The 16134-nt window shown below is 53.1% G+C and carries 9 protein-coding genes; 4 read left to right on the top strand and 5 right to left on the bottom strand.

All coding sequences use genetic code 11. From position 1 onward, the window contains the following. Nucleotides 1–80: 80 nt before the first annotated feature. Both ACO08I_RS27775 and ACO08I_RS27780 read left to right on the top strand, forming a co-directional pair. Nucleotides 81–830 carry an FG-GAP repeat domain-containing protein gene (locus ACO08I_RS27775; RefSeq protein ID WP_421947758.1) on the top strand — a complete coding sequence of 250 codons (750 nt, stop codon included), beginning with the start codon at nucleotides 81–83 and terminating at the stop codon, nucleotides 828–830. 62 nt (nucleotides 831–892) lie between these two features. After that, on the top strand, nucleotides 893–2302 hold the full coding sequence (locus ACO08I_RS27780; RefSeq protein WP_421947759.1) for a T9SS type A sorting domain-containing protein: 1410 nt from the start codon (nucleotides 893–895) through the stop codon (nucleotides 2300–2302). A 10-nt stretch (nucleotides 2303–2312) separates the two neighbouring features. On the opposite strand, the gene ACO08I_RS27785 is transcribed toward ACO08I_RS27780, so the two are convergent. Continuing rightward, nucleotides 2313–3092: a tRNA pseudouridine synthase A gene (locus tag ACO08I_RS27785; RefSeq protein ID WP_282778975.1), complete on the bottom strand. Its 780-nt coding sequence runs from the start codon at nucleotides 3090–3092 to the stop codon at nucleotides 2313–2315. 74 nt (nucleotides 3093–3166) lie between these two features. Here ACO08I_RS27785 and ACO08I_RS27790 point away from each other — a divergent pair, with 74 nt between their 5' ends. Beyond that, nucleotides 3167–4411: a DNA/RNA non-specific endonuclease gene (locus ACO08I_RS27790; RefSeq protein WP_421947760.1), complete on the top strand. Its 1245-nt coding sequence runs from the start codon at nucleotides 3167–3169 to the stop codon at nucleotides 4409–4411. Between the two features lies 1 nt (nucleotide 4412). Here the strand turns inward: ACO08I_RS27790 and ACO08I_RS27795 are convergent, their stop codons facing one another. The 4 genes from ACO08I_RS27795 to ACO08I_RS27810 form a co-directional block, all read right to left on the bottom strand. Then, entirely contained in the window at nucleotides 4413–4826 is a 414-nt protein-coding gene (locus tag ACO08I_RS27795; RefSeq protein ID WP_421947761.1) for a response regulator, read from the bottom strand. Further along, the gene (locus ACO08I_RS27800) at nucleotides 4807–8376 is read right to left on the bottom strand and encodes a PAS domain-containing protein (RefSeq protein ID WP_421947762.1); all 3570 of its coding nucleotides are present in this window, start codon (nucleotides 8374–8376) and stop codon (nucleotides 4807–4809) included. Before ACO08I_RS27800 ends, ACO08I_RS27795 begins: the two co-directional genes overlap by 20 nt. A 132-nt stretch (nucleotides 8377–8508) precedes the next feature. Then, a complete protein-coding gene (locus ACO08I_RS27805) occupies nucleotides 8509–9753 on the bottom strand; it encodes a DEAD/DEAH box helicase (protein ID WP_282773767.1) in 1245 nt (414 codons plus the stop codon). A gap of 350 nt (nucleotides 9754–10103) precedes the next feature. Continuing rightward, nucleotides 10104–12677, bottom strand: a complete 2574-nt coding sequence (locus ACO08I_RS27810) for a glycoside hydrolase family 3 C-terminal domain-containing protein (RefSeq protein ID WP_421947763.1) — start codon at nucleotides 12675–12677, stop codon at nucleotides 10104–10106. Between the two features lie 212 nt (nucleotides 12678–12889). Here ACO08I_RS27810 and ACO08I_RS27815 point away from each other — a divergent pair, with 212 nt between their 5' ends. Continuing rightward, nucleotides 12890–16060: a WD40/YVTN/BNR-like repeat-containing protein gene (locus tag ACO08I_RS27815; protein WP_421947764.1), complete on the top strand. Its 3171-nt coding sequence runs from the start codon at nucleotides 12890–12892 to the stop codon at nucleotides 16058–16060. Nucleotides 16061–16134: the final 74 nt, after the last annotated feature.

Consider the following 16134-nt stretch of genomic DNA (forward strand, 5'->3'; position numbering starts at 1 on the left):
CTGTATAACTGTTCTTAGGAAATAGAATTCTGAAAGGCACACAATTAACGAAGATTTCAATAAACGACCAATTCCGAATTATGAAAAGATTGGCACTACTGCTCGCGACCGTACTGTTACACGCGCTCTCGTCGGATGCACAACCCTATCCGGCCATTTCCTTCCCGGTAACAGTGGATGGGGAAGCAAAAGACCTGCCCTTCGCCGGCGGGCTCAACAATCCACAGCCCAACGAAGTGGACCTGAATCAGGATGGGCTCACAGACCTGGTGATTTTCGACCGCACCGGCAACGTCCTGCTGCCTTTCCTGAATACCGGAGGGGCCTTTGCTTACGCACCGGGCTATGCCCGCTACTTTCCGGAACTGCTGGGCGACTGGATCATTATGCGGGATTTCAACGATGACGGCATAATGGATATTTTCGGGCAGTCCCAGCGTACGGAATTCGTGCAGGGCGTTCTGGTCTACACCGGCTATTACGAGGACGGGCACATCGCCTTTGAGCGCCTGCCTCTGAAGCACCCCAATAACATCATCCCCTTTGTACTGTCCAACGGGACGACCACGCAGCTTTACGTAAGTAACGTGGATTATCCGGCAATTGATGATCTGGACTGCGATGGAGACCTGGACATCCTGACCTTCAATCCGGCCGGTGGTTACATAGAATTGTACGCCAATCAGTCTATTGAAGAGGGGTACGGGCGCGACAGCCTCATTTTTGAACTGGTGGAAACTGCTGGGGCGGTATTTTTGAAAACAGCATTGAGCAGGAAGTTGGCCTGGCAGAGAACCCCGGAGGCTGCTTCAGCTTACAGGGCGGGCTGACGGAGCGCCACCCGGGAAGTACCCTGCTCACTTACGATGCTGACGCGGATGGCGATAAAGATATGTTACTGGGCGATGTCACCTACTCTACGCTTAATTTACTCCGCAACGGTGGCAGTTGCGAGCAGGCCTGGATTACGGATCAGGAACTCGGCTTCCCTGTGAATGGAGTGACGGCGGATGTGCCGCAATTTCCGGTAGCCTTCCGGGCCGATATCGACTTTGACGGGCTTAAGGACCTGCTGGTTGCCCCCAATTCTGTCAATATTTCGGAAGACCGCAACGTGCTTTGGGCTTACCCGAATGCGGGGACCGCTGATATGCCGGATTTCCAATACCAACAGCGGGATCTTTTCGTGGAAGATATGCTCGACTTTGGTACCGGTGCCAGCCCCACCTTTGTGGATTATAATGCAGACGGGCTTTTGGACCTGGTGGTGGGTACGGTTGGCGCTTTTGAGCCCTTTGGCGAACGGGACACTCGTCTTTATCTCTTTGAAAATACCGGTACTGCCCAATCTCCTGCCTTCGAGCTGGTGGATGAGGACTACCTGGGGCTTTCTGTTTTCAACTCTTACACCAATTTTGCTCCCACTTTCGGCGATTTGGATGGTGATGGTGATGAAGACATACTGGTGGGAGAGGTGCTGGGCCGCCTTTTTTATGCTGAGAATATCGCAGGTGCCGGCAATCCGATGGTTTTCGGCCCCTGGCAGTACGAGTACATGGATATAGATGTGGGCAGCCTCTCCGTGCCCCAAATCATTGACCTGGACCGGGATGGGCTGCCCGATCTGGTTATCGGTGAGCGGACCGGCAATATCAATTTCTTCAAGAATATTGGAACGGCTGGCGAGCCCTTGTTTGATGCTGACCCGGAAGCCGCCCCGAATATCCTTGCGTTGGGCAATATCAACACGGCCATCCCTGGCAGCATTTCAGGCTACTCTGCGCCGCAGATCATTGATCAGCAGGGGACCTATGTTTTGGTGACAGGAACAGAAGCCGGGCAGCTTGAAGTCTACAACAATATCGAGGGCAACCTGTCCGGCACCTTTGACCTGGATTCCGAGCGCATGGGCGATGTCCGCGTTGGTATCCGCACCCGTCCTGCCATAGCTGATATTGACAACGATGGCAAGCTGGAAATGATCGTGGGCAACGAGCGTGGCGGTTTAAACGCCTTCCAAACCAACCTTTGGCTGGACAGTACCTCTCCGGTGGCGGAACCGGGCTGGGCAAGTCGGGTACAGGTATTCCCCAACCCGGCACGGCACGTACTTCATGTGCAGCTGGGGCAGGAGATTCAGGCTTCACTGGAGCTCATCAGTGCGGCCGGGCAGGTGGTTGCAACCGTGCAAAGCCAGGAAGCTACGGCACTATTGTCCCTGCAGGCTATTCCGGCCGGCATCTACTTTTTGCAGATAACAGCTGAAGGGCAGCGCGCTGTTCGGAAAGTAGTAGTCTGGTAACGCGCCCCGGCTACGCTTCAAAATTCAATTGAACCCTGGGCGGCTTATCAATATAGGGGTAGGTTACTTTGGAAAGGTACAAACCTTCCGGATAAGCAGAGCGCAAGGGGCGGGGCGGGTTGTGGTCACGCAGAGGCTGCAGGAAGTCATCCAGTGTAATTTGCTCCCAGCCTACCTCAAGCAGTCGGTGCACCAGAATGCGGATCATGCCTCTCAGAAAGCGGTTGGCAGTAAACTGCAGGCGTATCCGGGTCCGGTCGGGATTAGCAAAAATACGGACATCGCGCAGGTGGCAAATCGTGGTATTGTGCCGGTCGGGCGTCAGACAGTACGCATGGAAGTCCTTAAACTGTAAAAGTTGTGCTGCTGCGGCCTGCATACGGGCTACATCCGGTGGTTTCCGCAGGTACAGGGCGCTAAGCTCGCCCAGGAAGGCCTGCTTGCGGGTATTCAAAAGATAGTCGTACTGCCGGTCGGTGGCATCATAGCGGGCATGAGCTCTGGGATGTACCGGTATGATATCAAAAATGGAAATCGTGGCCGGTAAATTCTTATTGAGGATGAACTTGAAATCGGTTCGCAGTTCCTCCGGTGTATCGAAATGCGCAAAATACTGGCTGGCATGCACCTGCGCGTCAGTGCGTCCACAGCCTACGAGTGAGACTTCATGCTTCAGGATACGTTGGAGAACCCCCTCCATTACCCCCTGCACGGTACGCACTTCACCCGGCTGCTGCTGCCAGCCCCGGAAATTATAACCCTGATATGCAAAGTGCAGAAAGTACCGCATGGAAATGGACGTTTCCCGCAAATGTAGCCAAACTGAAATTGTAAAGAATTGTAACTTTGGTAAAAAATGAGACTATGTTCCGCTCCCTACTCTTCCTGATCTTACTTTTCCCGGCTTTGCTGCAGGCTCAAAACCTGGACGAACAACTCCGCGCTGTAGAGGCTGAACTGGCTGCCCTGGAGGCTCAAAAGAAAGTCCTCAACGAGCGGCGGGAAGGCATTAAGCTGGAGCGCATTCAGCATGACCTTCAAGCTATCGGGCTACCCTCCGAAGATTACATTATGCATTCAGCCATGGCATTGGAGTATGCCGAGGCGCACGAACAGGCCGCCTGGGTAGCGCATATTATCCTGCCGGACGTCACTTCCGGCAACGTAGGCCGAACGAATGATTTCCGGCCTGACCCCAAAGTGGCAACCGGTACAGCGGTGGAGGAAGATTATTTCCTTAAATATCTGCAAGCAGACAGTACCTATGAGTACGATGGGTTTGGGTATGACCGGGGCCACCTGGCACCCTCTGCTGATTTCCGGTGGTCCGAAAAGGCCCTTTCCGAGAGTTATTACTACTCCAATATGTCGCCTCAGGTTGCGGAATTCAACCGGGAGGCCTGGGCAGAGCTCGAAGCCCTGTTGCGGGGCTACCTGTACGAAAACCCGGGCGTGCAGTTGTATGTCGTTACAGGCCCGGTACTGGAGCCGGATTTGCCGGTGATCGAGCGTTCTGTCAACAAGGTATCCATTCCGGAGCGGTACTTCAAAGTAGCGCTTGATTTGAAAAACGGGCGCGGGATTGGCTTCATTATGCCCAATGAAGAGATTAGCTATCCGCTGGAGAGCTTTGCTGTCTCTATAGATCAGGTGGAGGCCGTGACGGGGTTGGATTTTTTCAATAAGCTGCCTGAAGTCCAGGAAAATGCCCTGGAGCAAATCCTTGATAAAAGCGCGTGGATCCCGGAACTGGCTGGTGGAGACGTGGAGCCTTTATTTCCACCCGACTTGCCACCCAATCATTTTAATACGGTACAAAGCCGGCAGTATATGGGCAAGGGAACGGAGATTAATGTATGCGGCACAGTCGTAAGCACCCGTTACAGCCGCAGCGGCAATCTTTGGCTGAATATCGATAAGCGCTTCCCCAACCAGATTTTTTCCGTTTTTATCCGCAAAAAAGACCTGCCCAATTTTTCATTCGATCCACAGATCGTCCTGGCTAACAAAAAAGTCTGTTTCCGTGGAGAGGTGGAAAACTTCAGCGGTACGCCCACCATGAATATTCACCTGGAGGAAGCCATACAGGTTGGCGTACCGGGGCAGTAGTCTATTCGAAGCGGTCAGGGAAGTTCTTCCGAAGTACCCGGAGCAGATCCTCTTGGGTCAGCGGCTTATTTAGAAAACCGGAAAAGTTGGGCAGGTGCTCTGCCCGTTCCCGGTCTTTGCTGAAAACGGAAGTGGTAAGCATGACAATCACCACTGCTTTTTGCGCTTCATCGGGTAGTTGATTGTAGGCTTCAAGGAACTCCCATCCGTTCATACGGGGCATGTTGATGTCGAGAAAGATGAGATCAGGTGGCAGCTTTCCGGCTTCGCCCTGCAGATATTCTATAGCAGCTTTGCCATCAGGTTGGTCTACCACGGTTTCCGCGACTTGTGCCTCAGAGATGATAAGCTTGTGCAGGTAATTATCGGCCTCATTATCATCAACCAGCAGTATCTTATTCAGCTTTTGAGTCATATCCTCCTTTTTTAAGGTTGAAAAAGAATGTAGCACCCTGTCCTTCTGTCGATTCCAGCCAGATTTGCCCATGGTGCATCTCTACGATCTTCTTGCATTGAGCCAGTCCGATGCCTGTTCCCTCGTAGTCGTTCGGCCGGTGGAGGCGCTGAAAAATAGTAAAAATTTTACTTTGATACTTTGGGTCAATACCGATCCCGTTGTCCTTTACCGAAAATTGCCAGTAATTCTGTTTTTCAGTTGCATGAATTTCTATCACAGGCTCCTCACCGGCTTTGTGGAATTTGATGGCATTGCTGATCAGGTTTTGGAAGAGCTGCCGTAATTCCACCTTATAGCCCTGAAGGGTAGGCAGGTGGTTTACCTTGATCTTTGCCTGGTTTTTGCTGATGCTGGAGTTCAGGTCCTGCAGTATCTCCTGCAGCAGCACATTGCAATCAACCGTGCTGACGCGGCGGTCGCTTCCAATCTGACTGTATTCCAGGAGTCCTTTAATAAGGTTGCTCATGCGCAGGGAAGCATCGCCAATGAAGTTGAGAAACTGCTGGCCATCCGCTCCCAGCTGATCATTAAACCGGCGGTTGAGCAGGCCGGAATAGCTCCGTATAGTACGCAGCGGCTCCTGTAAGTCATGGGAAGCCACATAGGCGAACTGCTCCATCTCCTTGTTCTTCACTTTTAGCTCTTGGGCAAACTTGTGAATTTCCTCAAGTTTTCGCTGCTCCGTGATGTTCTGAAAAATACCATGCCAAACCACCTTTCCATCGGGCTTTTGCTCCGGTTGGGAAATAGCCCGGTTCCAGTGCACTTCATCATTGGGATGAATAGTACGGTAATCAACGAAGTATGGAGTCAGGTTTTTCCTGGATTGTTCGATCTTTTCAAGAAGGCCGGGCAGGTCCTCCGGATGAATGACCGAAAACCCTAATTCAGGTTGGGCTTTCAACAAGGCAGGGGTCAGGTTTTCGTGCAAGTCGTGAATGCCTTCGCTCATAAACGGGAAAGTAATTTTCCCTTCTGCATCCATTTCCATCTGGAAGATTGCACCTGGCACGCTCGCGGTCAGCTTAGCAAGTTGTTCCTGACTGGAGCGCAGTTTTTGGTCGTTTTTAGCCCGGGTAAGGGTATTCACCAGGACTTCGCTGAAAAGCTTAAGCAGCTTGAGTTCTTCTTCCGAATAGTCGTGGACTTGTTGTACAGAATCAAAGCCCACACAGCCCAGGCATTCATTTTCCCGCATCATGGGCACTGTCAGCAGGCTTTTGATCTGCTGCCGCTGAAGGTCAGTCTTAGCGGTGCTTTCCTCCATCCTTGAGATATCGGGGATGATAAAGTTTTTACCCTCTACGTGGAGATTTATCAATACTATATATTCCTCTATCGGGATATCCTGCAGGCTGTCTTTTACGGGCTCAATGGAATCGGCACACCACTCATGGGTATTGGAGGCTGTATTTTTCTCGAAATCGTACTGTATCACATAAACCCGGTCCGCATTGACGAATTGCCCAATCTCTTTGAGAGAAGCCTGAATACGGTCGTCCATTTCCTCAATAGGGAAGTTGATGTATTCGGAAGCAATCTTCATCAGCTTTGCCTGCATCAGGCTTTGGTTCTCCAACGCTTGCTGGGCATTTTTTAGGGGCGTGATATCCGTAATAATGGTATTCCAAACGGTACTGCCATCAGGTAATTTTTTGGGAGAGCCTTTGCCATTAACCCACTTGATCGTTCCATCCCTGTGGCGGATTTTCCAGTCAAAGGAAAAGGTCGTCATTTCGCGGGCGGAATGCTCAATAGCTGTTTGCAGCCCCTGGGCGTAACCTGGAAGAATGGCGTTCCAAAGGATGCTGATATCCGCAATAGCTTCCTCAGGGGGGATGCCCCACAGGTCAATGGACCCCTGACTAAGGTACAAGAGTTCCTCCTTGCTATCGGGAGTGATTTTATATTGCATGACGGCCCCGGGGATATTGGTAGTGAGGGAGGACAATTGTTCCTGGCTGTTGCTGAGTTCGATCAGCGCCTGTTTTTGCTGCGATATATCCTGGAACAACCCCTGTACTTCCACCACCCTGCCATCCCTGAGTACCGGTGAGCCAGTTACTTTTACCCATTTTTGGTTGCCTTTTGCGGTGATGAACCGGAAGGTAAGGTCAAAGTTTTTAGCCGCCTGAATGGCTTCATTTAAAGCTGCCGCCAGCGCTTGCTGATTATCCGGGTGATAAAATTTAGTTCCCGAATCTTTGCTGGGGTTAAAGCTCTTTGGGACTTCATGAATTCGATAGACTTCCTCTGTCCAGGTGGTTTGACCGCTTTTGACGTCTAACCTCCACCCTCCCACTTTGGCCATTTTCTGGGTGTCGCTGAGCAGTTGGGTGGTACGTTGTAGCTTCTGCTCTGCCTGTTTGCGCTCAGAAATATCTCTGATCAGAAAAATAAGCCGGTCCCCATCGTTGTCAAGGTTGCACTTGGTCTCTACCCAAATATGCTGCTCCTCTGATAGCTTTAAGCGGTATTCCAGCGTTTGCTTGGATAAATTGCCATCCGCTATTTCAGCAATGAAAGCTTCAAGCTCAGTCCGGTCCTCTTCTATGCAAAAGTCTGCGATGGATTGGTTCAGGGCTGCTTGCTGGTTGAGGTTGAAGTTGGTATTCCAGCTTTTGGAAGCGTACAAGATGCTGCCTTTTAAATCGGTAGTCACCAGAGCATCCCCGATATTGTCGACCAACAATCGGTATTCGGCTTCAAGCTTCTTCTTGGCAGAAATATTATACCCGATACAAAGAATGCTGTCTGGTATTCCTTTGCTATTGGTCTGGGCTGAGAAGTGCCACCGGTTGGTTTGCCATCCGCCCTGCTTCCTGGGCTTGCGGAGGTCAACAAAAAAAGCGGTATTGGGGTGCGCTATGCATTGGGCAACGGTATCTGTGCAAGCCCGGTGATCGTCGGGGTGAATAGAGGGAAGAGAATCTTTACCGATTTCAACGAAAGGGTGCCAGCCAAATTCCCGCCTGAACTTTTCGTTTAAATAGGTAAAGCGGCCTTCGATGTCCGTACTTAAAATATAGAGCCCGGAGTTTTCCAGCACGGCGCTGAGCGGCCGGTTTTCCTTGAATAGCCGGATTTCAGTTTCCTTGAGTTTGGTGATATTGTTGTGCGCCCCCAGCATTCTGGTAGGGTGCCCGTTCTTGTCCCGTATGGCCATGCCCCGGCATCTCACCCAAACGGTGTACCCTTTTTTGTGCCGGTAACGGACTTCCTGATCATAGGGATGGGAGGGATCTGCCAGGTGGGCGGCCAGGTTTTGTTTGGCCAGTTCAAGGTCATCCGGGTGGATGAGGCTTTGCCACGCACTGACCTTGTGAGGCATCTCCCCGGGGCCGTAGCCCAGCGTTGTCCAGAACTTTGGGCTCATCCACTCCTCTTCGGGATTACTGAGGTCCCAGTACCATATTCCATCCAGGGAAGCTTCCTGCAGAAACTCGAATATATTTAGGTCGGACTGAATGAGGTTATATAACTCTTGTTTGAGGTAGTGGTCTTCCATGGCCTTTATAATCAAGAAACTTACTGGTAAAGGGGGCTGCCAGTACTGGAGGTTTTGTGCAAATACTGATTAAATATAGGTAGGTTTCTTCATTAGTTGAGTCGAACAGCAATGATTTTGCTACAAGGCAGGTTACTTTTTTTTCTTTTTCCGCTTTTGCCCTGCCTCCAGGTCTTCTATTTCGGAAAGGATGTCTTCCAAACTCAGCCCGGCATCTTCCGAAAGCAGGCGGGTATTTTCGTATTCTCCCCGCTCCACATCCAGAATCTTTATGGCCTTGCCAATATAGCCTTCAATGGCTTCCAGGAGCTCCGTTTCATTGGGGCTGCAAAAACTAAGCGCCTGCCCGCGGGCCTTCCCCCTGCCCGTCCGCCCCACGCGGTGCACATAGTTTTCCGCCTGCTCCGGCAAATCGTAATTGATAACGTAGGTGACATCAGGAATGTCAATACCCCGGGCACTTACATCAGTGGCAATCAGCACGCGAATCGCTCCTTCCCGGAATTGCTGCAGAACGGCGGAACGGTCTTGCTGATCCTTATCACTGTGAATAGTCAGGGCCTTAATACCTACCCGCTCCATGGCTTTGGAGACCCGCTCGGCGCGGACTTTGGTGCGGACGAAGACCAGAATTTTACTGTCCGGGTTTTCTTTGATGATCCGCTCCAGGAAAAAGCGTTTGTCATCCATTTCTATCGCCGCCACATAGTGGTCCACATTTTTGGAAACCGGGTCCTTCGGCGAAATCTGAATGCGGATCGCCTGCTGATTGATTAGCGCATAGGCCATTTTTTTGATGTGCAGGTTGATCGTGGCCGAGAAGAAGAGGGTCTGCCGTTTAGCGGGCAGTTTGCGGTGCAGGTCGCTAATGTCCTGCAAAAAGCCCAGGTCCAGCATGTGGTCTGCTTCATCAAGCACCAGAATTTGAATGCGTTCGGGCCGCAGGTGCCCCTGACTGATCAGGTCGAAAAACCGTCCGGGAGTGGCCACGAGCACGTCCACGCCTTTTTTAAGGGCCTCAATCTGAGGTTCCTGGTCCACGCCCCCAATGAGCGCCATGGTTTTAACGAGCGTATGGGCGCCCAGGTCCTGAAAAACCTTGGCTACCTGAAGGGCCAGCTCGTGGGTGGGGGTCATGACCAGACAGCGCATCCCATCATCTCTGCGAGCCTGCTGTTTTTGTACATGCAGTTTGTGCAGGATAGGTATGGCAAAGGCAGCGGTCTTCCCTGTCCCGGTCTGAGCAACGGCCAGCACGTCTTCCCCTTTGAGAATCCCGGGGATAGACTTATACTGAATATCGGTGGGCCGTTTAAGCCCGGCTTTTTCAATCCCTTTTTGTAGCTGTGGATGTAGGTTGTAGTCCTTAAACTTCATGTACTGCCTGTTTGACTTCGAAGGTACAATAAAACCTAAGAATTGCCCACTTGGCAGGCACTAATCGCAATCCCGCTACTGCGCCTGTTTTTTTTGAAAATGCTTTCTTCCTGGTCGCCATCAGACTGCAATTGTCCGGATAGAGGCAGCTCCCGGCCGTGTTTTGCCGGTAGGGGGGCGGGTTCATCCCCACCACGGAGCATGTCTTCCGGGGTGCCGCTTTCCTCGTTGCCGCCCGTACAGGTCGCTGGCGCACAGGCAATATTTCATAATCAGACTTTATGCATCAGGTCAGTGTATAGGGAAAGCGCCAGCTTAACCCTTTCGTGGTCCCTAACACATCAAGTCTGTTATTCTGTTACAGTGAGTTGAGCACGAAGTCGGATATCAGTGGAGGACGCCCCGGCCATCAGCTCAAAATCCCCGGGCTCAATGACATGGTTCATGTTGATGTCCCAGATTTTTAGTTGTTCGGGCAGGATGCGCAATTCCACTGTTTTAGAGGCTCCGGCTTCCAGTGCCAGCCGTTCAAATCCAATGAGCTTTTGAATAGGTTGCGTTACGCTGGCATAGGGGTCGTGCAGGTACAGTTGGGCGACTTCTTCTCCTGCCCGGTTGCTCGTATTGGTGACCCTAAACCGGAGGCGGACGGTATCCCCGGGTTGAATGGTGCTGGCTGAAAGCTCCATGTTGTCATACTCAAACTGACTGTAGGACAGCCCGTGCCCGAAAGGGAAAAGCGGTTCGTTAAAGTCACCGATGAATTTGATTTTCTCTTTGCCCTTGGGGTGCCGGTTGTAATTGAGCGGCACCTGCCCTGTGACTTTGGGGAAAGTGATGGGCAGCTTGCCTCCCGGGTTGTAATCTCCAAAAAGCGCTGCAGCAATCGCATGGCCGCCCTCGCAGCCCGGGTACCAGCCCATGAGTACTGCATCCACCTCGTCAATCCAGTCATTCATGGTGATGACGGTGCCGGATTGGATAACCACCGCAGTAGGCTTGTCCAGTTGGGATACCGCCCGGATGAGCGCCTCCTGTGGCTCGCTCAGGTCGAGGTCCGTACGGTCCCAGTTTTCATTTTCGTACATGCCGGCAACGATGATTACGGCATCTGCTTCCCGGGCGGCTTCCACTGCCCTGGGGATATTGATATTTTCATTGATGTCCCAACCCAGCTGAATATAGCTTCCAAAACCCCCATCGAAGTACTCCAGGATGAAAGGATAAGTTTTTCCTGCCTCCAGCGGCACGGTGGTTTCCTTCATGCGGCGGCCGCCCCCTTTCCATTCATCCAGGACAAGCTTGCCATCCAGGTAGAGCCGTGCCCCATCATCCATCGTCACACCAAGGCTTACTGCCCCGCTGACCGGGCTGGTAAATGCGCCGGTCCAGCGTACCGAAAAATTGGAAGAAGGTACCCTCTCCGGGCGCGCAGATTTCCAGTCGTGCTCGATTTTGGGTTCTTCCCGTATGACAACCGGTTGGCCTTTTAAGTTTTCATTGTCAAAATATTCGGCTTTAAGCGGGCCACTGAAGTGGGTCTCGTCTATGGCCGGGTAACCAAAATACTGCATCTCCACGCCCTTCTCGTAAGTTACATCTGCGTCCGGAAGGAGGGCTTTGATGCCATCCAGCACAGTAACTTCTTCCCGCCCGAATCCGCCGTAGTGCCCAATGATGAGCCAGTCCGCCAGTGGGCCGATTACCGCTATTTTTTGGGCTGATTTCGGAAACGGCAGGCAGTTGTTGTCATTCCTGAGGAGCACCAGTGCCCGTTTGGCGGCTTCCTGTGCTACTGCCCGGTGGTCCGGATGGTTGTTGAGGCGCGCTGCCGCTTCGGGGTCAGCATAAGGCTCTTCAAAAAGCCCGGCCTCCAGTTTCTGCAGCAAAATCCGCCGGACGGCATCGTTGAGGCGGGCTTCCGGCACCAAGCCTTCCTGCAGGGCCTCCCGCAGGGGCGCATCAAAAAAGTCACTTGGGGAAGATTTGTCGCAACCTGCATTCATCAGCGCTACCGCCAGGTCTTTTTTGGTTTTGTACATACCGGCTGACTCCATAATGAAAGTGGAAGACTGCCCGTCCGTGGAGACAAAGCCCTCCAGGCCCCATTCTCCCTTCAGGATATCCCTGATCAGCCATGGGTTGGTGGCGCAGGGTATGCCGTCCAGGTTGTTGTAAGCCATCATTACGGAGGAAGCCCCGGCTTCAATGCAGGTTTTGAAAGCCGGGAAGTAGTACTCCCTCAGGTGGCGCTCTGTAAAGTGGACCGGCCCGGTAAATTGCCCGTCCAGCCCCATATTGGCCACAAAGTGCTTGATCATGGTGGAGAGCCCGGCTTTTTCCATTACCCGGACGTAGGCAGCGCCCATCTGTCCGCTCAGGTAGGGGTCTTCTCCGTAGGTCTCGTTGGTCCGGCCCCAGCGTGGGTCACGCGTAAGGTTGACCACCGGCGCGAGCACCCTTCTTACCCCCCGGCTTTTCAGTTCCTTCGCCAGTACCCCGGCAACTTCCGCCTGCAGGGATGGATCAAAGCTCGCTGCTATGCCGATGGGGGAGGGGAAGCTGGTAGATCCGTTGCCCATGTAGGCAAACAACCCTTCTCCGGAACGGGTGGCCGGGATGCCGAGGCGTGTGTTTTCGATTTGTGCCCGCTGGTAGATGTTGTATTCCTCTGAACCAGCATAGGGAGAGGCATCATTAGACATGAAACCGAAGGAGCCTACTCCTGTTTCTCCTGGTTGTACAAGATGCATGCGGTTTTGCAATTGGGCTATCTTTTCGTCCAGGGTCATTCGCCCTACGAGGTCGTCGGCCCGTTCCGCATCGGTATAAGTGGTGTCCAGATAGGGCGGTATGTTCTGAGCATGGAGAAATAACGTAGTTAATGCCAGCCCGAGACCGGTCAGGAAAATCTTTCTTATCATAATCAGTGCTTCGGATAAGGGTGAAAAATTGCGAAATGCGGGCCGTCCATAGAAGAAACAAACCAACTTGATCATCCCGAAAGCTATTGGAATTTCATGCTTCGGCTGTCCTGTAGTGTATGTCATGCCGCCGTCAGCTCTGATCCTGTGATTGTGGAAAACCCCGAAGAAGGCCTATTTTACCTTTCTAAACGAAAAAGCACCTTATGCAAATGATTCAAAAGTTAAGCTGGCTGTTGGTTTTCAGCCTCAGCGTTTTATCCTTTCCATTATTTGGTCAGAATATCGACCTGGACCACTTTGAAGCCCTCGCCCCCCGCAGTATCGGCCCGGCAGGCATGAGCGGGCGGGTCACTACGATTGATGTAGTTAATGCTCAGCCCAACCGCATCTACATCGGCACCGCATCGGGCGGTGTCTGGTACTCCGGCAGCGGCGGCATCAAATGGGAGCCTGTATTCGAGGACGCACCTCTGCAGTCCATCGGCGCCCTGGCTATCAATCAGGCCAATCCCGATGAAATTTGGGTGGGCACCGGGGAAGGCAACCCCCGGAACTCCCACAACAGCGGTGCGGGCATTTTCAAATCCATCGATGGAGGTAAGAACTGGAAGCGGATGGGGCTGGAGCACACCCGCACTATCCACCGTATCATCATCCACCGCGACAACCCGGAGGTGGTGTACGCCGCTGCACTGGGCTCCGCCTGGGGCCCGAACCCGGAGCGGGGTGTTTTCCGGACCGAAGACGGAGGGGAAACCTGGGAAAAAGTCTTGTTTGTCAATGACTCCACGGGCTGCGCTGATCTGGTAGTGGATCCTTCCAACCCCAACAAGCTGATTGCTGCCATGTGGGAATTTGGCCGTAAGCCCTGGTTTTTCAATTCCGGGGGCGAAGGTTCCGGCCTCTACGTATCCTTTGACGGGGGCGACAGCTGGGAAGAACGGACCTCAGAGGATGGCCTGCCAAAAGGAGACCTCGGGCGCATGGGGCTGGCGATTGCCCCTTCCAAGCCCAGTATCGTCTATGCGTTGATTGAAGCGAAGAAGAATGGGTTCTATAAATCCACCGATGGCGGTTTCAAGTGGAAGCTGGTCTCCACCGAAGATATTGGCAACCGCCCCTTCTACTACGCTGATATCTTTGCTGACCCTCAGAATGAGAACCGGATATTCAACCTCTGGTCTTATCTGTCCAAGTCAGAAGACGGCGGCAAGACTTTTGAGCTGTTCGGCCGGGGCACCCACCCGGACCACCACGCCTTCTGGGTTCACCCCGACAACCCTGCGTACATGATCGAAGGCAATGACGGCGGGCTGAATATCAGCCACGACGGCGGTGACACCTGGCGCTTTGTGCAAACCCTGCCCCTGGCGCAGTTTTACCACATTAGCGTGGATATGGACATCCCCTACAACATCGCCGGGGGCATGCAGGACAATGGCTCCTGGGTGGGGCCCAGCTCAGTTTGGGAGTACGGCGGCATTCAGAATACCGATTGGCAGGAGGTTTACTTTGGTGATGGCTTTGATGTGGTCTTCCGGCCCGATAACAACCGTTACGTATACGCTATGTCACAGGGCGGCAATGTGTCCTACATCGACCGGGAGACAGGCAAAAGCCGTTTCGTCAAGCCGGTACATCCGGAAGGGGAGGAGTTGCGCTTCAACTGGAATGCGGCTATCGCACAAAACCCCTTTCGCGATTGCGGCATCTACTTCGGCAGTCAGTATGTGCACAAAAGCATGGACTGCGGCCTGACCTGGGCAATCATCTCTCCCGACCTCACCACCAACGATTCCACCAGGCAGCGGCAGTTTGAAAGCGGCGGGCTGACCATTGATGACACCCGGGCGGAGAACTTTACCACTATTCTGGCTATCGCTCCCAGTCCGGTGGACGAAGAGGTGATCTGGGTGGGCACAGATGACGGCCACCTGCAGCTCACCCGCGACGGCGGCAAGAGCTGGACAGAGCTGAGCAGCCGTCTGCCCGGTGCCCGCCCCGGCAGCTGGATTCCCTACATCGAAGTTTCACAAAGCAATGCCGGTGAAGCCTTTGTCATCGTCAACGATTACCGCCGCAACGACTGGCGACCGATGGCTTATCATACGACCGACTTTGGGGCAACCTTTGAGCGAATTGCAGATGAAGATCAGGTGGAAGGGCACGCGCTGTCTATCGTGCAGGACCCCGACGCGCCCAATCTGCTGTGGCTGGGCACAGATTACGGTTTATACTTCAGCCTGAACGGCGGAGGAGACTGGCAGCAGTGGGATCAGGGCTTTCCGGCCACACCGGTACGTGACCTCAAAATCCATCCCAGGGACAAGGATTTGATTATCGGCACTTTCGGGCGTTCGGCCTGGGTACTGGACGACACCCGCCCGATGCAGGAGGTGGCCAGTACAGAAGGCGGCGTTCTACAGGATACGTTCCGCACCTTCCCGGTCCCCGATGCTTACCTGGCTAATTACAAAAGCTACGAAGGCTCTCATTTTCCGGCAGATGGGGAGTTCAGTGGGAAAAACCGCTCGCCTTACGCCCGGATTACCGTTTGGCAAAAGCCAGCTGAAGAAGAAGCTGAAGAGGAGAAAGAAAAAACAGATAAGCACGAGGCTGAAGCGGACACTCAGGAGCAGGGTCGGAAGCTAGGCAGGAAAGCCCAAATCGTCGTGCTGAATATGGCAGGGGACACCATTCGCCGGTTTTCAGAAAAGCTTAAGCCCGGTATGAACCGCTTTACCTGGGACCTGCGCACCGAAGGTGTGCGGTTCCCCTCCCGGCGGGCTGCCAAGCCCGACAGCGATCCACCACGCGGTCATCAGGTGCTCCCCGGTGAATATAAGTTGGTCATCAGCAGTGGAGACTTTGCCGATTCCACAAAGGTAGGGGTCCATGCTGATCCGAGACTGGACGTTGATTTGGCGGATTTGCGGGCAGAGCACGCGGCTTATGAAGTGTTTTATGAGATGGTGGAAGAAGCCGAAGAAGCTTTTACTCGTCTTCAGGAAGCTCAAAAAACCATCAAAAGGGTAAACGAAGCGCTGGTCCATGCACCAGACAGTACGCTTAAGGCAATAAAAGAGCAAGGCAAGGTACTACAGGACAGCATCACGCAGCTGGAAGAACTGTATATGCAGCCGGAGGACTTCAAAGGCATCCGGCGGTCCACTGGCCTGCTCAACAGCACTTTATACGGCGTATATTCCTACCTGGAAGGCGTGCAGGGAGCCTTATCGCCTATGGGCAGGATGAAGCTTGACCAGGCAAAAGCACAGGTCAGGGAAGTAACCGGTAGGATAGACAGATTTTTTGTCAGCGACTTCGCTGCTTACCGCAAAACGGTGGAAGCCGTGCCCTTCTCGCTCTTCAAAGAGTAGTGTTGAAGGCTTGAGCCAGAAAAGGAGAAGCCCGTCGGTGACCACTTCGTATTGCGTATATCAGACCGGCGGGG

The sequence above is a fragment of the Phaeodactylibacter xiamenensis genome (assembly GCF_965229835.1).
Lineage (GTDB): Bacteria > Bacteroidota > Bacteroidia > Chitinophagales > Saprospiraceae > Phaeodactylibacter > Phaeodactylibacter xiamenensis.